Annotated in this window: 18 protein-coding genes; 14 read left to right on the forward strand and 4 right to left on the reverse strand. The window is 26.8% G+C overall.

Annotation, left to right across the window (positions count from 1 at the left end; all coding sequences use genetic code 11):
• From rbsA to rbsB, 3 genes are read left to right on the forward strand one after another with little or no spacing between them, the layout of a single operon-like run.
• Nucleotides 1-1,494, forward strand: coding sequence for a ribose ABC transporter ATP-binding protein RbsA (gene rbsA / locus I4U89_RS01610; RefSeq protein WP_195937932.1), 1,494 nt, complete (start codon nt 1-3; stop codon nt 1,492-1,494).
• A 2-nt stretch (nt 1,495-1,496) separates the two neighbouring features.
• Nucleotides 1,497-2,471, forward strand: coding sequence for a ribose ABC transporter permease (gene rbsC, locus I4U89_RS01615; RefSeq protein ID WP_092926820.1), 975 nt, complete (start codon nt 1,497-1,499; stop codon nt 2,469-2,471).
• A gap of 11 nt (nt 2,472-2,482) precedes the next feature.
• Nucleotides 2,483-3,376 (forward strand): ribose ABC transporter substrate-binding protein RbsB, encoded by an 894-nt coding sequence (rbsB, locus tag I4U89_RS01620; protein ID WP_195937933.1) that lies wholly within the window; start codon nt 2,483-2,485, stop codon nt 3,374-3,376.
• A 115-nt stretch (nt 3,377-3,491) separates the two neighbouring features.
• On the opposite strand, the gene I4U89_RS01625 is transcribed toward rbsB, so the two are convergent.
• Entirely contained in the window at nt 3,492-3,836 is a 345-nt protein-coding gene (locus I4U89_RS01625; protein WP_195937934.1) for a cupin domain-containing protein, read from the reverse strand.
• A 149-nt stretch (nt 3,837-3,985) separates the two neighbouring features.
• On the opposite strand from I4U89_RS01625, the gene I4U89_RS01630 reads away from it, so the two are divergent.
• From I4U89_RS01630 to I4U89_RS01655, 6 genes are all read left to right on the forward strand, one after another.
• Nucleotides 3,986-4,282, forward strand: coding sequence for a hypothetical protein (locus I4U89_RS01630; protein WP_195937935.1), 297 nt, complete (start codon nt 3,986-3,988; stop codon nt 4,280-4,282).
• Between the two features lie 176 nt (nt 4,283-4,458).
• Nucleotides 4,459-4,968 carry a superoxide dismutase family protein gene (locus I4U89_RS01635; RefSeq protein WP_195937936.1) on the forward strand — a complete coding sequence of 170 codons (510 nt, stop codon included), beginning with the start codon at nt 4,459-4,461 and terminating at the stop codon, nt 4,966-4,968.
• Between the two features lie 721 nt (nt 4,969-5,689).
• Complete coding sequence (locus I4U89_RS01640) at nt 5,690-6,361, forward strand: hypothetical protein (protein WP_195937937.1); 672 nt, start codon at nt 5,690-5,692, stop codon at nt 6,359-6,361.
• A gap of 146 nt (nt 6,362-6,507) precedes the next feature.
• Complete coding sequence (locus I4U89_RS01645) at nt 6,508-8,625, forward strand: DNA topoisomerase III (protein ID WP_195937938.1); 2,118 nt, start codon at nt 6,508-6,510, stop codon at nt 8,623-8,625.
• A 177-nt stretch (nt 8,626-8,802) separates the two neighbouring features.
• Nucleotides 8,803-9,756, forward strand: coding sequence for an alpha/beta hydrolase (locus tag I4U89_RS01650; protein ID WP_195937939.1), 954 nt, complete (start codon nt 8,803-8,805; stop codon nt 9,754-9,756).
• Nucleotides 9,757-9,930: 174 nt separating this feature from the next.
• Nucleotides 9,931-10,521 (forward strand): hypothetical protein, encoded by a 591-nt coding sequence (locus I4U89_RS01655; protein WP_207744099.1) that lies wholly within the window; start codon nt 9,931-9,933, stop codon nt 10,519-10,521.
• Between the two features lie 20 nt (nt 10,522-10,541).
• Here I4U89_RS01655 and I4U89_RS01660 read toward each other — a convergent pair whose 3' ends face one another.
• Complete coding sequence (locus I4U89_RS01660) at nt 10,542-11,780, reverse strand: NAD(P)-dependent oxidoreductase (protein WP_195937940.1); 1,239 nt, start codon at nt 11,778-11,780, stop codon at nt 10,542-10,544.
• A 293-nt stretch (nt 11,781-12,073) separates the two neighbouring features.
• Between I4U89_RS01660 and I4U89_RS01665 the strand changes: the two genes are divergently transcribed.
• The 4 genes from I4U89_RS01665 (at nt 12,074) to I4U89_RS01680 (ending at nt 16,247) form a co-directional block, all read left to right on the forward strand.
• The gene (locus I4U89_RS01665) at nt 12,074-12,934 is read left to right on the forward strand and encodes a hypothetical protein (protein WP_195937941.1); all 861 of its coding nucleotides are present in this window, start codon (nt 12,074-12,076) and stop codon (nt 12,932-12,934) included.
• Between the two features lie 167 nt (nt 12,935-13,101).
• Nucleotides 13,102-14,178 (forward strand): peptidylprolyl isomerase, encoded by a 1,077-nt coding sequence (locus I4U89_RS01670; protein ID WP_195236908.1) that lies wholly within the window; start codon nt 13,102-13,104, stop codon nt 14,176-14,178.
• A 245-nt stretch (nt 14,179-14,423) separates the two neighbouring features.
• Nucleotides 14,424-15,995 (forward strand): hypothetical protein, encoded by a 1,572-nt coding sequence (locus I4U89_RS01675; RefSeq protein WP_195937942.1) that lies wholly within the window; start codon nt 14,424-14,426, stop codon nt 15,993-15,995.
• Between the two features lie 45 nt (nt 15,996-16,040).
• Nucleotides 16,041-16,247: a hypothetical protein gene (locus I4U89_RS01680; RefSeq protein WP_195937943.1), complete on the forward strand. Its 207-nt coding sequence runs from the start codon at nt 16,041-16,043 to the stop codon at nt 16,245-16,247.
• A 123-nt stretch (nt 16,248-16,370) separates the two neighbouring features.
• Here I4U89_RS01680 and I4U89_RS01685 read toward each other — a convergent pair whose 3' ends face one another.
• Together I4U89_RS01685 and I4U89_RS01690 are read right to left on the reverse strand one after the other, a co-directional pair.
• Nucleotides 16,371-16,721, reverse strand: coding sequence for a hypothetical protein (locus I4U89_RS01685; RefSeq protein WP_195937944.1), 351 nt, complete (start codon nt 16,719-16,721; stop codon nt 16,371-16,373).
• Between the two features lie 178 nt (nt 16,722-16,899).
• Entirely contained in the window at nt 16,900-17,991 is a 1,092-nt protein-coding gene (locus tag I4U89_RS01690) for an AI-2E family transporter (protein WP_195937945.1), read from the reverse strand.
• Nucleotides 17,992-18,149: 158 nt separating this feature from the next.
• Here I4U89_RS01690 and cspBA point away from each other — a divergent pair, with 158 nt between their 5' ends.
• The gene (gene cspBA / locus I4U89_RS15775) at nt 18,150-21,455 is read left to right on the forward strand and encodes a bifunctional germination protease/germinant receptor pseudoprotease CspBA (protein WP_330615527.1); all 3,306 of its coding nucleotides are present in this window, start codon (nt 18,150-18,152) and stop codon (nt 21,453-21,455) included.

A 21,455-nucleotide genomic window follows, 5' to 3' on the forward strand; every position in this document is an offset into this window, starting at 1 on the left:
ATGAAAACACCTATTTTGAAAATGACAAATATAGTAAAAGAATTTCCAGGAGTTAAGGCACTAGACGGGGTTAATCTAGAACTTTATGAAGGAAAAGTTATGGCTTTGATGGGAGAAAATGGAGCGGGAAAATCTACGCTTATGAAAATATTAAGTGGTGTATATAAAAAGACTAAAGGTCAAATTTACTATAATGGAAAAGAAGAAGATATAAAAGGGCCTAAAGATGCAGCTGATAAAGGTATTGCAATAATACATCAAGAACTTAACTTAGTAAATGATTTAAGTATAGGCGAAAATATATTTTTAGGAAGAGAACCTAAAAGTGGATTTAAAATAGACTTTAATAAACTACATAGTGATAGTCAAAAGCTACTTCAAAAGTTAAATGTAGAAATTAGTTCAAAATGTCTTGTAAAAAATTTAAGTATAGGTCAAAAGCAAATGATTGAAATTGCAAAAGCTTTATCACTAGATGCAAAGATAATAATAATGGACGAGCCAACAGATGCGCTAACAGACACAGAAACTGAGAGTTTATTTAAGGTTATAAATGAATTAAAAGAAGAAGGAAAAGCAATTGTATATATATCACATAGACTAAAAGAAATATTCGAAATATGTGATTATATAACTGTACTAAGAGATGGAAAATATGTAGGTCAAGAAGAAATAAAAGATATAGACGAAGATAAAATGATAGAGATGATGGTAGGTAGAAAGCTTACAGACCAATTTCCTAGAATTGAATGTGAAAAAGGAGAACCTATATTAGAAGTTAAAAATTTAAAAAATAAATTTATAGATAATGTAAGCTTTGATGTAAAAGGTGGAGAAATAGTAGGTATATCAGGACTTATGGGGGCAGGTAGAACGGAACTTGCAAAAACTATATATGGACACATAAAAAAAGAAAGTGGAAATATATATGTAAATAAAAAAGAGATATTTAATAGAAGTTCAAAAGATGGTCTAAAAAATAAAATAGCTTATGTTAGTGAAGATAGAAAAGGAGATGGGTTAATTTTAGATTTATCTATAAGAGAAAATATGACCATATCTTCATTAAATACTATATCATCTTTATTTAAAATAAATAAGCAAAAAGAAAAAGAGATAGTAAATAGCTATATAGATAAGATAAATATAAAAACACCAAGCCAAGAACAACTTATAAGAAATTTAAGTGGTGGAAATCAGCAAAAAGTAGCAATAGCAAAAGCACTACTTACAAATCCGGATGTTCTAATTCTTGATGAACCTACTAGAGGTGTTGACGTAGGAGCTAAAAAAGAGATATATGACTTAATAAATGATTTTAAGTCAAAGGGAAAAGCGGTTATAATGATATCTTCAGAAATGCCAGAAATACTTGGATTAAGCGATAGAATATTAGTACTTAGCCAAGGGAGAATAACTGGAGAGTTTAATAAAGAAGAAGTAAGCCAAGAAGAGATATTAAAATGTGCAGTAGAAACTAGGGAGGCAGTATAGTTATGTCATCACAATGTATACAAAATACGAAAGACAGTAAATTAGATATAAAAAATATATTAATAAAGTATAAAAGTTTAGTAGGATTATTATTGTTAGTAGGTATAGTTTCAATATTAAGTCCATCATTTTTAAGCACTAAAAATATTTTTAATATATTAAGACAAACATCAGTAAATGCAATAATAGCAGCTGGTATGACTTTTGTTATACTAACAGGAGGAATAGATTTATCTGTAGGTTCAATACTTGCTATAAGTGGAGCGATTTGTGCAAGTTTACTTGTATCAGGGCAAAATATAGTAGTAGCTATAGTAATATCTATATTAATAGGAGCTGTTGTTGGTTTTTTAAATGGATTTGTAATTTCAAAAGGAAAACTTCAACCATTTATAGCAACACTTGCAACTATGACAATACTTAGAGGTTTAACTTTAGTATTTACAGATGGAAAGCCTATAACATTAGGTAGTGGAGATTTAGCAATAAACTTTGGGAAAATAGGTGGAGGAGAAATATTCTCTATACCAACCCCAGCAATAATAATGATAGTAGTATTTTTAGTATGTGCTTATATACTAAATAGTACTAAAATGGGAAGATATACTTATGCATTAGGTTCTAATGAAGAAGCAACAAAGCTATCAGGACTTAATACAGATAAAATAAAAATATGGGTATACACAATAAGTGGTATATTATCAGCACTAGCTGGAGTTATAATAACTTCTAGATTATATTCTGCACAACCAACAGCAGGTACTGGATATGAGTTAGATGCAATAGCAGCAGTAGTACTTGGTGGAACTAGTTTAACAGGTGGAAAAGGTAAAATAACTGGAACTATAATAGGTGCATTAATAATAGGTGTATTAAGTAACGCACTTAATATATTAGATGTATCATCATATTATCAAATGATGGTAAAAGGTGTAGTTATATTAATAGCTGTACTTTTAGACAGAAGAAGTAACTAGGAGGAAATAAAATGAAAAAATTTCTTTCTATAATAATAACTGTAATATTATCAACAAGCCTACTAGTAGGATGTAGTGCTAAAGATAATGAAGTGAAAAAGATAGGACTTATAGTATCAACATTAAACAATCCATTTTTCGTAGATTTAAAAGCTGGAGTAGAAGAAAAAGCAAAGGAATTAGGATATGAAGTAGTAGTTCTTGATTCACAAAATGACCCGGCTAAAGAAGTATCTAATATGGAAGATATAAGTGTTAGAGATGTAGATGTAGTACTTTTAAACCCAGTTGATTCAGATTCAGCAATAGCATCTGTTATGGTTGCTAATAATCTAAAATTACCAGTAATAACAGTTGACAGAGCAGCAAATGGAGGAGAAGTTATATCTCACGTTGCATCTGATAATGTTGCTGGTGGAAAAATGGCAGCAGACTTTTTAATAGAAAAACTTGGTGGAAAAGGAAATGTAGTAGAACTTGAGGGTATAGCGGGTTCTTCAGCTACAAGAGATAGAGGTAAAGGATTTGAAGATGGTATAAAAAATAGTGAGTTTAAGTTAATTGCTAAACAAAGTGCAGATTTTGATAGAAGTAAAGGACTTACTGTTATGGAAAATATCATTCAATCAAAGGATAATATAAATGCTGTATTTGCACAAAATGATGAAATGGCTTTAGGTGCTCAAAAAGCATTAGAAGATGCTAATATGAAAGATGTATTGGTAGTTGGATTTGATGCAACAGATGATGCAGTTGAATCTGTTAAAAGTGGGAAAATGGATGCAACAGTAGCACAACAACCAATACTTATAGGAGAAACAGCTGTTGAAGCTGCAAACAAAGTTATAAAAGGTGAAAAAATAGATAAATATATACCAGTTGAACTAAAGTTAGTAAAAAATTAATTCAGTAAAACCTAAATATAAATTGTAAGTATACAAAAAAGCTTGATTTAAATAATCAAGCTTTTTTATTTTTAAGGATTTTATATTAAATATAAAACTATTTATAATTAAAAATTTATTTATATTCAGCTCCAGCATTAACTTTAGTAACTTGAACAGCAATCATATCTTCTTTATCAGAGTTTTTAATTCCATGCCATTCATTTGCTTTTACAAAAACTGTACATCCAGTATGAACATTATGTTCTTTTTCTCCAACAGTCATAACTCCAGAGCCTTTTAAAAAGAAAAATATTTGTTCACCATTTGGATGTCTGTGCATTGCTAAATCTTGATTTGGTTTAAAATAATAAACTTCACAAGTTATATCATTACCAGAAAAAACTGGTGTCTTAGGAACTACAGTATCATTGAAATTTGCAGCTTGTGGGTCTAGTAAATGTTTATGATTTGATTCCATAAAAAACCTCCATATATACGTAATTGAAAATATTTTTCTCAAAATATAAAAATTATATTCAATTAATAAATTTTAAACTATTAGAAATAATTATTTTTATAAATATGGTATAATATTAAGAAGACAGAAAGATAGGAGAGACTGATAATATGGATATATTAATAACTCAAGAAGCTAAAAAACAATTTGACAAAATATTAGAAAATAGCGAGCATAAATATATAAGAATATATAAAAATCGTCCATCTATATATGAAGATGCAAAATTAGACTTTATGTTAGATGAAATGAAAGAAGATGATGTACTTCATGAAGTTGATGGATATAAGATAATAATAAATAAAAGATTGGATTGCCAAATATTTTTTATGAATATATCTTATGGCGGGCTAATGAGTAGAGATAAGTTCTCTATAGAATGTGACATTGGACTATTACACTTTTAAATAAAAAATCTCCATCAAAATAAGATGGAGATTTTTTATTTAAAATCATTAAATTAATTACAATAAAGCTCATAAAAAAGCATCTATAATTATATGAAATAAATATTAACATTCTATTGATATAAATCATAAGATATATAGCGATAAAAATGTATTTCATTATAAGGAGGTGCATCATGGATAATTCTTGTCCAAAGTATGATATTCAAAAAATATTTTCTGGATACAAACCATCTAAACCAAATGCATATGCTCAAATAAATGGAGGACCATTAGCCCCTTGTATAAAAGGAGTAATATACTTATATCAATTAGAAGAGGGCGTATATGTAAAGGCATATATAACAGGAATACCTAGTATAAATAATCAAACTAGTTCGTTCCATGGATTTCATATCCATGAAATAGGTGATTGTTCAATAGGAGATAAAAATAATCCATTTACTTCTTCAAAATCTCATTATAATCCAACTAATACAGAACATCCTATGCATGTAGGAGATTTACCACCAATACTATCTGCTAATGGAATAGGTATACTTTCTGTGTTTACCAATAGATTTACTGTAGATGAAGTTGTAGGAAAATCTTTTATACTTCATGAAGGATATGATGATTTTACTTCACAACCTGCGGGAAATTCAGGGGATAGATGGGCGTGCGGAGTTATTGATTACTATCAGTAGTCAAATTTATTATTAATATAATAAATTTTTAAATCTAGTAGTATTAATGTACTCGAGAATTTGATGTTAAATTCAAATAAAAAATTATGATTATTATGACCAATTTATAGGTCATTTTTTTTAACGAAAAATAGATAAAAATCAAATTACATATTTACTGTAATTTAATAATCTTTCTAATTTAATATTTGAAAAAAATTTATCAACATTAAAAAACAGTACTTAGCTTTCCTAAGAAAAGAAAGTTTTTCTTATCATGATTACTCGTGTTTATTTTTTATAAATATTAATAAAACTTTAAAAAATAAAAATATGAATTATTTAAAAAAAAATGGTTAATATATAACTACACAATTAATTGTGTATCTAAGCACACTAGATAAAAGCTCGGGTTACCGAACCTTTTGCTAGTACCTATTGGGTGTTTAGAAGACGAGATATTTTATCATATTAGATAGTTCACCTAGGCTAAAACTACCTCATTTTAATCTATGGCTGTTAGCTAATAAGGCCAAAACCAATAGATGGCTAAATGCTAAGAAGCAAGTATTATCTAGTAAAAGTCAAAAAGAGGGAAAAGCATATAGCTTTGTAAAAGGCAATAGATTTGATGGTACAACCATTAAATCCATTGTCTTTTATTTTGTCTTTTTATTGTAATCCTATTATACGTAAAATTTGGTATGATAGTATAAATAACACAACAAAAGGGGAGATACTTATGAAAATCAAAATAGGATTATTAGCACTAGTACTTAGTACAATATTAGTAGGATGTTCAGATGCAACAATAGAAAATAATGATAGTACAAATAAACCTAGTATAGAAGAAAACAAAGATACACATAAAGATAATAAAGAACAAGAAATTAATAAAGAAGAAATAGAAAATAGTAATAAAAATAATGTTAGTATAAATAAAGAAAAAGAAGAACCTATTGAAAAGCTAGAAGAAATTAATAAGGAAAATATAAATATTGAAAATCCTAAAGGAGAAATAGATTTTAAATTATATACATTTGACTCTGAGGATACTGATAAAAGGATCATACTAAAAGACATACATAATATAAATAAAGACGATACACTAGAAAATAAAATAAATGCTTTATTATTATCTTTAAAGAAAGATTATTTTAAAGATGACAAAGCAAATATACAATTAGAGTCAATAAATGATGGGATAGTTACAATAAATTTAGTAGATGAAAATGCTTGGAGAACACATTTCCAAGGTTCAACAGGTGGATATATAAATCAAAAGACAATAGTAGAAACACTACTTCAAAAAGATTATAATGGAGAGTGGATAAAAGGTGTGGATGTTTTAATAGATGGTAAGAAACAAGAAGTTTTCGATCATGCATCATTTGAAGAAATTTTTTATAGATAAATTAAAACATATAATATAGAGGATAGTTAGCTAGGAGTTAACTATCCTCTATTTCTTTTTATTATTTAAGTATAAAATATGGTAATATTATAAATAGAACAAAGTTTAGGTTTATTTAAGTTTAGCCTATAAGAAAGGAAACAAATATGAAAAAAACATTAGTACTAGCAGAAAAGCCTTCTGTAGGAAGAGATATAGCTAGGGTATTAGGATGCAATAAAGATAAAAATGGATATATAGAAGGAAGTAAATACATAGTAACATGGGCACTAGGACATTTAGTAACATTAGCGGACACAGAAAGCTATGATCAAAAGTATAAAACATGGAATATAGATGACTTACCAATACTTCCAAAGTACTTAAAAACTGTAGTTATTAAAAAAACTAGCAAACAATTTAACACAGTAAAATCTCAAATGACTAGAGATGATGTAGGAGAAATAGTAATAGCTACAGATGCAGGGCGTGAAGGAGAGCTTGTAGCTAGATGGATAATAGACAAAGTACAAGCAAAAAAGCCATTAAAGCGTTTATGGATATCATCAAATACAGATAAAGCAATAAAAGACGGATTTAATAAATTAAAAGATGCAAAAGAATATGATAATTTATACTACTCAGCAATAGCAAGAGCTGAAGCCGACTGGATAGTTGGTATAAATGCAACTAGGGCACTTACAACAAAGTACAATGCACAGCTTTCTTGTGGTAGAGTACAAACACCAACATTAGGAATGATATATAAAAGAGAAAAAGAAATAATGGAATTTAAACCTAAAAACTACTATGGAATAAATTTAAAAGCTAATAAAGGAAATTCAGATATTTTATTTACTTGGATAGATAAAAATAATCAAAGTAGTAGTTTTAATGAAGAAAAGATAGATAAGATAATAAACAAAATAAGAAGTAAAGATTTAAAGATAATAAAGGTAGATAAAACCCTAAAGAAAAAATATTCACAAGGATTATATGATTTAACAGAACTACAAAGAGATGCAAATAAAATATATGGGTACTCTGCTAAAGAAACTTTATCTATAATGCAAAGGTTATATGAACATCATAAAGTACTTACATATCCTAGAACAGATTCTAGATATTTAACATCTGACATAGTAGAAACTTTAAAAGATAGAGTTAAGGCTGTTAATATAAGTGATTACTCTAGAGTATGTAATAAAATATTAAAGTCTAATATAAAGGCAAATAAATCATTTGTAGATGATAAGAAAGTAACGGACCATCATGCAATAATACCTACAGAAGAAAGAGTATTTTTAGGTGAGTTAAGTGAAAAAGAGAGAAAAATATATGACCTTGTTGTTAAAAGGTTCTTATCAGTACTTTGTCCACCATTTGAGTATGAACAAACAGTAATAAATGCTAGTATTGAAAATGAATACTTCACATTTAAAGGAAATAGAGTAATAAATCTAGGATTTAGAGAAAACTATAAAGAATTAGATGATAATGAAGACTATGGTAATGTAATAGTAGTAAAAGAAGGCGAAGTATTAAAGATATGTGATATTATAAAGACTAGTGGAAAAACTAATCCTCCATCATATTTAAATGAAGGAAGCCTTCTTACTCTTATGGAAAAAAATAATCTTGGAACAGTAGCTACTAGAGCAGATATAATAGAAAAATTATTTAACACATTTGTAGTAGAGAAAAAAGGAAAAGAAATACACATAACATCAAAGGGTAGACAACTTTTAGAATTAGTACCAAATGAATTAAAAACACCAGAATTAACAGCTACATGGGAAACTAAGCTTACAGATATATCAAAAGGAAAGCTTAATAAAAATGTATTTATAAATGAAATGAAAGACTATTCAAAAGATATAGTTAGAGAAATAAAGGGTAGTGATAGTAAATTTAAGCATGATAATTTAACTAAAAATAAGTGCCCAGAATGCGGTAAATATATGCTTGAAGTTAATGGGAAAAGAGGAAAGATGTTAGTATGTGAAGATAGAGAATGTAACACTAAAAAGACTGTATCTCAAATTACTAACGCAAGATGTCCAGTATGCCATAAAAGATTAGAACTTCGTGGAGAAGGAGAAGGAAAGACTTTTGTTTGTAGTTGTGGGCATAGAGAAAAGTTAAGTACTTTTAACAAAAGAAAAAGTGAAGAAAAGAATAAAGCATCTAAAAAAGATATTAACAAGTATTTAAAAAATCAAAATAAGAATGAAGAAGTATTTAATAATCCATTTGCAGAGGCTTTAGCTAAGTTAAAGAAATAATCTATTAAGTGGAGATATTAAAGTTACTAGATATTATTACCTAGAGTAGATAAAGCATCTTACTAAACATAGTAAGATGCTTATTTTAATTTAAAATAAAAAAGTTATAAAAATATAGAAAAATAATAAAAAATATTGTATACTAGGTTTTAGTACTAGGTAATAAAGGAGAAGATGATGGATAAAAATAAAAAAATAAGATTGGCAGTTATAGGAGTGTTTGTAACATTATTTATAGGGATATCTACATTTATAGGGTATTTAGTTTATGATGGTTCGGTAGGCTCTAGCCAGAAAATAAAAAATGAAGAAGTTGTAGAAGTATTTTCAAGTAGAGAAAATAAGCCTCTAGAAAGGCTTAAAAATTATGAATATGAAGATGTATTTATAGATTCACCAGAAAATGGTTATAAAATAGAAGCTAAACTTATAAAGTCAAACATAAAAACAGATAAGACTGTTATATTAGTTCATGGTATAGAAAGTTATTATTATGAATATCTAGATAAGGCATATGAGTACTTAGAAAAAGGATACAATGCAGTTATATATAATCAAAGACATACAGGAAATACTGGAGGAGAGGATTATACTTTTGGACTATATGAAAGATATGATTTAGAAAATGTAGCTAAATTTGTACATGAAAGATACCCTAATGGTTTACTTGGTGTTCATGGTCATTCAATGGGAGCAGCTACTGCACTTATGCATTCTAGTTTAAATGAAAAAAATAAATATGTAGACTTTTATATAATAGATTCACCATATCATGAAATGGCTGATGCAGTAAGACTTGGTATCGAGGCTAAAAATATACCGCTACTCCCTGTAGGATATGCAAAATTTATGGGAGATATATACACACAAGTAAAATCAGGATTTTCTTATGAAGATGTAAAACCTTATAAAGAAGTTCAAAATATAACTACTCCAATGTTTTTAATACATGGAAAAGAAGATAAAGTATGTTCACCACAAAGTAGCAAGATAATATATGAAAATATACCACATGATAAAAAAGAATTATGGCTTATAGATAATGTTCAACATGTAAATGGATATGATATATTGGGAGATGAATATTTTAATAGAATATTTAACTTTATAGATAAAAATGTAAATAATTAATATAGAAGGTAGGTAGTATAGAAAATGCTTCCTGCCTTTTTCAATTTAATTAAATTTGGATAAGTTGATTATATGAATATTGAAAAATATAAAATAGATGTTAAAATAGTAAGTTATAAAGATAGATTAAAATTAATATATAAATAATATAATAAAAGGAAAAGAGTGATAATCATGATAATTAAGAAATCAACAAAATATATAACATACACTTTATATATTTTATACTTATTATCTTTCATATTATTTTTAAAAAATGGTGAAATGGAAAAATTAGGTATAACTTTATTTTGTTTATTATCTACTATAGCACTTTATAAGATAAACTTAAATAATAAAAAACTTATAAATGATAATTTATATATAGTTTTAATTTTATTTATAATGATATCTTCATTATTAGGTTCATGTTACAATTTTTATGACATAAACCACTATGATGACTTTTTACACATTTGGTCGGGCCTTATAAGTTGTAGTGTAGCATATTCATTATTATTATTTTTTAATAGTAATGAACTAAAATATATGAACAAAATATTTATAATTATATACCTATTTATGTTTAGCATGGGGGTAGCAAGTTTATGGGAAATAATTGAATTTTTATTAGATACTTTTATAGGAACTAATATGCAAGTAGGTGGACTTAAGGATACAGTTATAGATATGATAGATGCTCTAATTGGTTCTTTAGTTATGATTCCTATAATAATGAGCAGTTATAAGAAATTAAATCTTATTAAATTAAAAAAAAATTCCTAGATATCTAGGAATTTTTTATTTTATTTTATAAATTGTTTAAGATAATTATCCATTGAATCACAAACTTTTTTAGCATCTACAACAGCTTCTATAACTGTTTTAGCACCATTTGTAACATCTCCACAAGCAAACACACCTTCTCTTGTAGTTTGTCCAAATTCGTTAGTCATTAAAAGTCCATTATTTTTAGTATCAAGACCTTTATTATTTATAACTATATTGTTTTTAGGAACTTGGCTAATAGCTATTAATATACTATCACATTCATATAGCTTTTGACTTCCTTCTATAGAAACTAAAGACTCAGTACCATCTTCATTTACTACAACTTCAGTATCTTCAAATATTATACCTTCATCAACTATTTCAACAGGAGCTTTGAAAGTTTTAAATAAAACACCTTCATTTTGAGCTTCATGTATTTCATGCTTTGTAGCACTCATACTATCAAAGTCTCTTCTATAAAATATTTCTACATTGTCTGAACCATAGTATTTTGCACTTCTAGAAGCATCCATGGCTACATTACCAGCACCTATTACTATAACTTTATTTCCAAGGTCATAGCTTTCAGGAGATCTTAAATAATTAATAGCATAGTGAACATGTCCAAGTGATTCCCCTTTTATATCAAGCCTTCTTGGATTCCAAACACCAGTACCGATAAATATAGATTTATATCCATCTTCAAATAGTTTAGATAAAGTGATTACAGGACCTATAAGTGAGTTTATTTTTATTTTTACACCTAATTCTTTTAGTCTTTTTTCTAATAAATCAATATTAGTTCTTGGAAGTCTAAAAGATGGTATACCATAAGTTAATACTCCACCTATTTTTTCATTTTTTTCAAATATAGTAACATCATAGCCTCTTAAAGCTAAGTTAAGCGCAACTGTAATACCAGCAGGACCAGAACCTACAATAGCAACTTTAACTCCATTTTGTTTTGGTTTTTTAAGATTTATATCTTCTAAGTATTGACTAGATATTTCATGCTCAATATCATGAAAATGTACAGGTTCACCTTTTATACCTTTTATACAATTACCTCTACATTGATTTTCATGTGGGCATACTATAGCACATATTGCTGATAAAGGATTATTTTCAAATAGTATTTTACCAGCTTCTTTTATCTTGCCGTCTTTGTATAGCTCAATAATTTGAGGAATTGGAGTATTTATAGGACAATTATTTTGACATCTCGCGTTTTTACAAATAATACATTTGTTGGCTTCATTTAAATTTTTAAGCATTATATTACCACCCTTTATTATATTATGATTAAAATATGATGTACTAAATTATATTAAAGGTATATTATATATAAATATAAAGTACACTAATTAACTCTAAATAAGTTATATTATGTTATATTATAACAGAAAAAAGGGTAATTACCTACAGAAATTATTACCTGATACCAAAAAATCTGTGTTAAATAATTAATTAATAAAATTATGGAATTAGTTTACTAATAACGTATATTTTAGTAATATATTATAAGGCACAATACATATAATATCGACAATTTTAGGGAGGAAAAGTGTTGTTAAAGAAATTTATAAATAAGGTAAAAAATTTAGTAGAACAAAATAAAGATAACTCAAAAATACATAAAAAGGATAAAACAGTATATAAAGAAGAGATTGTAAAATCAGATAAAAATAAAAAAATAAGTGAAATAAAAGAAGTTAAAAAAGATTCAATACATAATGAAGATAAGAGTCATAATGAAAGTAAAGAACATAAAAAAGAAAAAATTGAAAATAAAAGTATAGAAATTATTAGTGAAGACGATAAATATTATATAAAAGATATAAAAATAAAAAGAGGTATGTCTATTAAAGCTATAGATGTATATACAAAAGAAGAGAGAGTTTTTAAGACACATAAAGAGTGTGCTAAAAATCTAGGAATTCCTATTGAGTATATAAAGGAAAATTTAAAGTATGGATATACTGACTATATAGGTGGAGCTATAAAGTATTTAAGTAAAGAATTAAATCTTGAAAAAGAGTATGAAAGTTATCTAGATAGTAATAAAAAGCCATCTCAAATTTTAACAATATTAAATAACAAAATATTTACTTCAAAAATATCAAAAGAAAAAAGAGAAGAAATTTTATGTAGTGATAAATTAGACCCTATAAAAATGCACTATATATTTGAGTGTATAGATGAAGAGTATGATGAGTATTTTAATAAATATAAATCAGTAATTAAAAGAGGGGGAAAAAAGAAGGTAGAACTTATAGACACAAAAGGAGAAGTAATAGAAGTATTTAAGTCTTTAGATGAATGTGCAAATCATCTAAAAAAAGATAAAAAAGAAGTTGTTAAAATGCTAAAAGAAAAAAATACAAAAGTAGGCAGATATGAAATAAGATATAGTTTAAGAAATATTTAAATTCATAATAAATTCATAAGCACTTCAATTACCATTCACTTATATATACTAAAATAATTAATGACAGAAATAAGAGTATATTACTTTATTAAATTTTAATTTTATTTACATTTCAAATAATGTAAAATATAAATAGTTATAAAAAATAGGTATTAGGGAGGATGTAAATGTCTGAAGATAAGAAAATAAATAGTTTAGATGAACATGAAATTGAAAATGAAAAGGGAGAAAAAAAAGAAGTAAAGCCAGCTAAAAAAAATAAAGGAATAGTAAAAACTGCTATGATAACTTCATTAGTAGGTATATTATGCATAGGAGTAGGATTTACTACAGGAAAAAATGTTGGAAGAAAGTTACCAGCAACACACAAAAATTATAGCGATAATAAGGTAATAGCAACAATTGGAGATACTAAAATAACGGGAAAAGAACTTGAAAAAAAGATGGAACCTTTATTTTATATAAATGGTAAAACAGAAATGACGGATGAACAAATAAAAGCTTATGAAGATAGCATGATAGATTATATGACTACAACAGAAGTATTATATTTAGAAGGTAAAAAGGATGGTATAAAAGCTACACAAGAAGAAATAGATGCTGAATATAAATCTTTAATGGAAAGTATTAGTAAACAATTTGGAATATCAGAAGAAGAATATATAAATAAATTTGGAATAAGCAAGAAAGATTCTGAAAAAGATTTAGAAAAAGAAATTATAGCTACTAAATATATAAAAAAGGCTTCAGAAGTAAGTGATAAAGAAGCTAAAAACTATTATGATAAAAACAAAGATGAATTCTTAAAGGTTAGAGCATCTCATATACTTCTTAAAACTACAGATAAAGATGGAAATGACGTAAGTGAAGATGAAAAGAAAAAGATTAAAGAAGAAATAGACAAAATACTTAAAAAAGCCCAAGCTGGAGAAGATTTTGCTACATTAGCAAAAGAATACTCTGAAGATAGTAGTAAAGATAATGGAGGAGACCTTGATTTCTTTACAAAAGGTCAAATGGTTGAGCCATTTGAAAAAGAAGCATTTGCTTTAAAAGTAGGTGAAATAAGCAAAGAACCTGTAGAAACTCAATTTGGATATCACATAATAAAAAAGACTGATGAAAAGCAAGAAAACTTTGATGATATAAAAGAAGAATTAAAGTATAAGCTATCATATGAAAAACAAAGTAATGTTGTCGATAATTTAATAGAAAAGTATAATGTCCAAGTAAAAGATAGATAATATTTTGCTACAGATATAGGTATTCCTAAATCTGTAGCTTTTGTTTATTGTAAAATTTTTTTATTTAACTATAAAGTTACACTTAAATGTTAGAATGATTAGAGTTTAACTTTATGGATAATAATCAAATATGATAATAAAAAGTGCTTTAAAGGGATTTTAGTAAACATATGGAATTAATATAGATATTAGTATATTAAGATTTAATCATAGTTAAAATGAATTGTCATAAAGGATGTGGTTAAATGAAAAAAGTAAATAAAAACAGCAAGTGGTTATTCATATTAGTATCTTTACCTATATTAGCATTTTTGCAGTACTTTCTTTTTAAATTTGGAGTTTTAAGTCCTATTGTAAGAGGTATAGAACTTAAGGTAGTAAATGGAGACTATGTTACAGATATAGATGAATATACCATAAGGTTAAATGATAAAGTCAAACTATCTAGTGGAGACTATATTTGTATACCATCTTATGCAAAAAAACCTGATATTTGGTTTAACGTATTAGATAGTAAGAATATTCTAGAGATAAAAGGAAATGAATTAATAGGTAAAAAAGAAGGAATATCAACAATAGGTGTTATGAAAAATCAAAGAGTGCTAAGGAAAGTCAACATAAGAGTTATAGATCCTAAAGTTGAGGATATAACATATAATGTTGATAATAATTTAAAGTATGTAGGAGATAGTGCTACTATAACATCAGAAGTTAAAGTAGATTATGACAAATTTAAAGAAAAAGAAAAAGTATTCTATGAGAGTAGTAATGAAGATGTTATAAAAATAGATGACAATAAAATAAAAGCTGTGGGTGTAGGTAGTGCTAAAGTGTATATAAAGTCTAAAGATATGGTAGAAACTTTAAAGTATAATATACAAGCAAAGATTGCAGAAATATCTATAAGTAGCACTATAGAAGTAGGACTTGAAAAAAGTAAAAAGTTAAAACCAGATATAATAACTATGCCTGCTGGACTTAAACATCCTAAGATAAGATATGAACTAGTGGAAAATAAATTAGGAGTAGATAGAAATATAAGTCTTGATAAAAATACAGGAGTTATAACTGGAATAAAAGAAGGAAAAGAAAAGATAAGAATAATCTGTGATGAAAAAGAAAAAATAGTAACTATAAAAGTTAGTAAAGAGTCAGTTACAAGCAACAAAGTAGAAAATATAAAAGCTTTATATGAGATAGTAGATGGTAAACTTTTAGTTAAATTATCTTGGGATTATATAGATGATGTAAATGAATATTATATATATTTAAAAAATAATTCATTAAATAATCCAGATTTTAATTTATACGATTCAATAAAAGTACAAAAGGATAAAATGGATTCAAATACCGTATATAAAAATATAGAAATAGATTTAATAGATGGTAAAATACCAGATATAAGCATATACGTAGCTGGTAAAACTAAATATGGAATGACAAATCCAAGTAATACTATAAATATAAAGCCAATAGATGAAGATATACAGAATGTAGAAGTTAAAAATCTAAAAGCATCTATAGATAGTAATAATAATTTAGCAACACTTACTTGGGATAAATTAGATATAAAAAATGTTAAATACAGTATTTATGTTAAAAACAATTTAAATCAAGATGAAGGATTTACACTTCTTGAAAGTAATATAGAAAGTAATAAATATACAATAAATCTTTCTGATGAAAATGTAGACCTAGAAGTTTATGTAAAGGCTAACAAGGATGATAAATATTCAAAACATAGTAATATTGAAATTATAAAAAGAAAAGTTAGCGATGAAGATGTAGATATAGAAGAACCAGTAATAAATCAGTAATAAAAAACATATAAGTAGATATACTTTATTAGAGGAGAGATGGTTTTGAGAAGAAGATATGAACAAATAAGTAATGCTTCTAAAAACTTAGCAGAAGAAGCTTTTAAGTCATATGCAGGCAAAAGAGACTACAAAAGAGCCATTGAAATCTATTCAATATTATCTACGTATACATGTATACCAAAAGATATATCAGACTTTTCTAAGAACATGTTATCTAGGCTTAGTAAAAAAATTGAAGAAAATACTTAAGATAAAAGCCTCATATACTTTAAGTATGTGAGGCTTTGTATTTGAAATAACAATATATGGTGGTATTTTAGTTTAAAGAGATAATAGGTATAAACAAATAAAAGGAGTAGGTATCTACTCCTTTTATTTGTTTATATCATTTACTAGTTCTAAATATCCACTTGGATGGAAATAGTATATATCACTAGTATTTTTATCAACAAAGTATCCAATATCTGTTTCTACATCTGGTAAGAAGACATATCCTTCAAGATTTTTAGATTTTAGATATTCAAATTTACTAGCATTTCCTTGATATATATAATCTACTTTGTCATTATATTTTATAAGAAGCTTCTTAGCATCTTCTTTAGTAAGTTCATGTTGATTATTTGAAATTGTGATAGTAGGTTGAGCAAAAACAAATTTTTGTAAAGGTTGTTGAAAAATTAAACAACCACATAAAATAGATAAAACTATAATTGCCTTTTTCATAGTACACCAACTTTCATAAATTATTTTAATTATATAAATATTATTTCTATAATTAAATATTAACATAATTATCAAAATATAATAGTTACACCCCTGTTACTTATGATTACAATATCGTAATTAATTTATACAGAAATAGAAAATATATAAAAAGTGAGTAGCATATGCTACTCACTTTTTATATATTTAGTTGATTTTGTTTATAATCAAAAAATTTATTAAGATATATCTTTATAACACCCATTATAGGCACTGATAAAATCATACCTGGTATACCAAAGAATCCACCACCAATTGTTACAGCAAGTATAGTTAAAAATGGGCTAAGTCCTAGTTGACCACCGACTATTTTAGGTTCTATAAAAGCAATCTCAACCTGTTGAACTAACATTAAATACACTAAGGAAAATATTGCTATACTAGGGTTATAGAATATATTTATTAATACAACGGGAGTCATACCAATAACAGGCCCAAAATAAGGAATTAAGTTTGTAACTCCCATTAAAACTCCAAATAATAAAGAATATGGAGATCCAATAAGCTGAAGGCCTATACCTGATATTAAACCAACTATAGCAGAATCTATTATTTTTCCTGTAAAATATTTACCTATATTTTCATTTAAGGTACTTCCAATATCTAAAGTTAAATCACAAAACTTTTGACCAAATATTATACTTAGCATTTTTTTATAAAAAGAAAAGAAATCTTCCTTTTCAAGAATAATATAAAAGCATATTATAAACGCTAATACAAATTGTACAATAAATTTAGATATTGAGAATGTAGTTGAAAATACTTGTCCTAAATATCCTATTAATAAATTGCTTATCTGTGGCATAGCAGAAAATAGTTTATCTCCTACTGATTTTAAAGTATTTGGATCAACATTTTTTAAGCTATCCCCAATTTGTATAAGAAAAGTTTGAGTTTTTTCAGCATATAAAGGAACTTGGCTTATTATATCTGCTAAACTACTTATTAATATAGGTACTGTAACAAATATGAAAGAACCTATTATAAGAAGTAAAAATCCATATGTTATACATAAAGCAAATATTCTTTTAATCTTAAACTTATTTTCTAAGAAACTAACAATAGGAGTGAATATATATGCTAATACAAATGCTATAACAAATGGAGTTAAAAGTGAAAATAAAACCTTAAAAATACCTAAGAAGTACTGATAATTATCTATAAGTTTTATTATTATATAAGAAACTACTAATGTAAGTACGAGACTCAGATTAATTTTTTTATTTTTCAAATCAACACATCCTTTCTAATTGAATATTTCATTTTAGTGAATTTTAAATAAATCAATATATGTATTATACAATAAATTTAGCATAAATACATACATATATATTATAAATATTAGAAATAGCAAAAATAAATATAGGTATAAGTATAGGGGGTGTTTTTATCGAATTCGAAGTAATTGTTAGATATAATGGAGATATTTCATTTATACAAGAAGAATTAGGAGTATTTGTAGAAATTTTAGAATATAACTATGCCATAATAACAGCTGATAGTGAAGAAAAAATTGATGCGTTACTTAATTATCCTCAGATAGCATTTATAGAAAAACCATTTATATTAACTACTCAAGATGTACAAAGTTTTTCAAGAACAGGAATAACTAGATTTAAAAATTTAAATAGGCTAACTGGAAAAGGAACACTAATAGGTATTATTGACTCTGGAATAGATTACAACTTAGATATATTTAAAGATAGTCAAGGAAATTCAAAAATACTTTATTATTGGGACCAATCAATACAAGGAAATCCACCAGAAGGATTTAGAAATGGTACTCTTTATACAAATGAAGATATAAATAGTGCAATAAGAGGCGAAAAGATAATACCAATATCTGCAACCAGTGCCCATGGAACTCATGTAGCAGGGATATGTTCTCAAATTGCAAATGAAGCAAATTTAATAGTTGTAAGAGTTGGGAATAGACAAACTGATGTTTTTTCTAGAAGTACAGAGTTTATGAGAGCTATAAAATTTGTATTAGATAAAGCATTAGAACTATTAATGCCAATTGTAATAAATATAAGTTATGGTAGTAATGAAGGATCTCATAGAGGATTATCATTATTTGAACAATATATAGACGATATGTGTTCATTTTGGAAGAACAATATAGTTGTTGCAGCTGGAAATAATGCAGATAAAGGTGGTCATAGAAATATAAACATAAAGCAAGATAGAGAGGTTGAAGTTGAATTTGTAGTAGGTGATTCAGAGCAGGTGTTAAATATAAATATATGGCCTGACTTTATTGATAATTTTAGTGTTAGATTGGTAAGCCCATCTAACGCTAAAACACAAGAAATATCATTAACATCAGGAGAAATAAGAAATATAATAGGGGCAACTAGAATAAAAGGATACTTTTATCCGATAGCACCATATTCCCTCATAAGAAGGATTACTCTTCAAATGACATCTAATACATTTATAAATTCAGGAATATGGAAATTGGTATTTACACCTATAGATGTAGTAGTAGGAAATGTAAATATATATCTACCAACGTCAGAGGGAATAAGTAAAGATACTAGATTTTTAGGTGCAGATAAGAATCAGACTGTAACTGTTCCAGGAACTGCAAGTAAGGTAATAACTGTTGGGAGTTTTAACTCAAGAACTGATAATGTATCTGTATTCTCAGGAGAAGGAGACATAGAAAGAAATGTAATTAAGCCAGATTTACTAGCACCAGGAGAAGATATATTATCAGTATTGCCAGGTGGTAATTTAGGTGCTTTAACAGGAACAAGTATGGCTACCCCACATGTGACTGGTTCAGCAGCTCTTTTAATGGAATGGGGAATTGTAAATAGAAATGATTTGTTTTTTTATGGTCAAAAGTTAAGAGCATTTCTTATAAAAGAGGCTAGAAGAAACCCTGTATATACTTACCCAAATAATTCTATGGGATATGGTCTTTTTGATTTATCAAATGTAGATTTAAGTAGTATGTCTCAAATGAATAATCAATATAATTCTTTATATAGAAGTAATAAAAAAAAAGCGAAAAAACTTAAAAGACTAGAAATTCCAGACGATATAAAAACATATACTCAAACTTTTCACGAACCTGGATTTGAAGAAGAATTAAAAAAAACAAACTTAAATTACAAGTATTATCCTATAAGTGATAAAAATGGAATATTAATGATACCTGTAGGAGAACAAAATAAGATTAGTACAATAAAACGTTTAAGCTCTTATAAAACCTCAGAACCTATAATAACGATGAATTCACTAGGAACTATAACTAGAGGAATAGAGAACGGAGTTGTAGCTACAGAGGAGATTGGTGCAAACTTTTTTAAAGATAATGTAAATATAAATTTAACAGGAAAAGGTGTATTAATAGCTATAATCGATTCTGGAATAGATTACTTACATGAAGATTTTATATATCCGGACAGAACATCTAAAATATTATATTTATGGGATCAAGCTAAAGATGGTAATCCACCAAATGGGTTTTATATAGGTACAGAATATACAAGAGAAGAAATAAATAAAGCAATTTTAGAAAATGATAAGTCTTTATCAGTAGATGAAGAGGGAACGGGTACAATGTTAAGTGGAATATGTGCAGGACTTGGGAATATAGATAAACGATATGAAGGTGTAGCTCCAGATGCGGAGTTGATAATTGTAAAATTAAAAAAGATTGATGGAAATTATAATAATGCACTTGTAGAAGCTGGGATGGATTATGCCTATAAAAAAGCAGCAGAAGCTAAAATGCCTTTGGTAATAAATATGTCTTTAGGAAGTAATGACGTAGTAGGAGCTACACAGAGGATATTAGCAGATACACCGTTATTTAGTAGAGGGGTATGTCTTGTATCTGCAGCTGGAAATGAAGGTAATACTAGAACTCATGCCACAGGAGTAATTAATTTTAAGGGAGATGAGCAAGATATAGAATTGGAACTTGCTGAAGATGAAGAATTTCTTGATATTAATTTATGGATAAATAAGCCAGATAAAGCAAGTGTAGCAGTAGTATCACCAAGTGGAGAAGTAAGTAAGTTTATAGAAGTTGCAAATTTTAATGAGGTAACGGGAATATTTGATTTGGAAGGTACATGGTATGCAATAACTTATATATATCCAACATCATTTTCAGGGCAACAAAAAACTATAATAAGACTAAAGAATGTGACAAAAGGTGTATGGAGGATTAGACTAAGAGGAGAATACATAAGTAATGGAATCTATAATATATATCTACCAAATAGAGCGCTTATAAAACCAGGAACTCAGTTTAGAGAATCAAGTCCAAATAATACTATAAACTATCCGTCTACTTATAGTGATGTTATATCAGTAGGAGCATATAACATAATAAATAATAGCTTATGGCCATCTACTTCGAGAGGACCAACTATAAATGGTTTGTTAAGACCAGACATAGTAGCACCAGGGGTAAACATAATATCAACATACCCAGATAATAAGTATGCCACTATAACGGGAACTGCAGCATCAGCTGCGTATGTATCTGGAGCTGCAAGTTTTTACTTACAATACACATTAGTTGAAGGCTATTATAAACAAAAATCATTTACAACAATGATAAGAACTTTTCTTCAAGCAGGTGCAAAAAGAAATAAGGAAATAATTTATCCAAATGAAAGTTATGGATATGGAGAGTTAGATATAATTGGAATGTTTAATCAATTAAAATAA

The sequence above is a fragment of the Romboutsia sp. 1001713B170131_170501_G6 genome, assembly GCF_015668195.1.
GTDB lineage: Bacteria > Bacillota > Clostridia > Peptostreptococcales > Peptostreptococcaceae > Romboutsia_C.

Excerpts from the sequence above, each read along its gene's own strand:
- rbsC (WP_092926820.1), top strand. The coding sequence starts at position 1,497 with ATGTCATCACAATGTATACAAAATACGAAAGACAGTAAATTAGATATA.
- I4U89_RS01685 (WP_195937944.1), bottom strand. The coding sequence starts at position 16,721 with ATGAAAAAGGCAATTATAGTTTTATCTATTTTATGTGGTTGTTTAATT.
- rbsA (WP_195937932.1), top strand. The coding sequence starts at position 1 with ATGAAAACACCTATTTTGAAAATGACAAATATAGTAAAAGAATTTCCA.
- I4U89_RS01670 (WP_195236908.1), top strand. The coding sequence starts at position 13,102 with ATGTCTGAAGATAAGAAAATAAATAGTTTAGATGAACATGAAATTGAA.
- rbsB (WP_195937933.1), top strand. The coding sequence starts at position 2,483 with ATGAAAAAATTTCTTTCTATAATAATAACTGTAATATTATCAACAAGC.
- I4U89_RS01640 (WP_195937937.1), top strand. The coding sequence starts at position 5,690 with ATGAAAATCAAAATAGGATTATTAGCACTAGTACTTAGTACAATATTA.
- I4U89_RS01625 (WP_195937934.1), bottom strand. The coding sequence starts at position 3,836 with ATGGAATCAAATCATAAACATTTACTAGACCCACAAGCTGCAAATTTC.
- I4U89_RS01645 (WP_195937938.1), top strand. The coding sequence starts at position 6,508 with ATGAAAAAAACATTAGTACTAGCAGAAAAGCCTTCTGTAGGAAGAGAT.
- I4U89_RS01630 (WP_195937935.1), top strand. The coding sequence starts at position 3,986 with ATGGATATATTAATAACTCAAGAAGCTAAAAAACAATTTGACAAAATA.
- I4U89_RS01660 (WP_195937940.1), bottom strand. The coding sequence starts at position 11,780 with ATGCTTAAAAATTTAAATGAAGCCAACAAATGTATTATTTGTAAAAAC.
- I4U89_RS01635 (WP_195937936.1), top strand. The coding sequence starts at position 4,459 with ATGGATAATTCTTGTCCAAAGTATGATATTCAAAAAATATTTTCTGGA.
- I4U89_RS01675 (WP_195937942.1), top strand. The coding sequence starts at position 14,424 with ATGAAAAAAGTAAATAAAAACAGCAAGTGGTTATTCATATTAGTATCT.
- I4U89_RS01655 (WP_207744099.1), top strand. The coding sequence starts at position 9,931 with ATGATAATTAAGAAATCAACAAAATATATAACATACACTTTATATATT.
- I4U89_RS01650 (WP_195937939.1), top strand. The coding sequence starts at position 8,803 with ATGGATAAAAATAAAAAAATAAGATTGGCAGTTATAGGAGTGTTTGTA.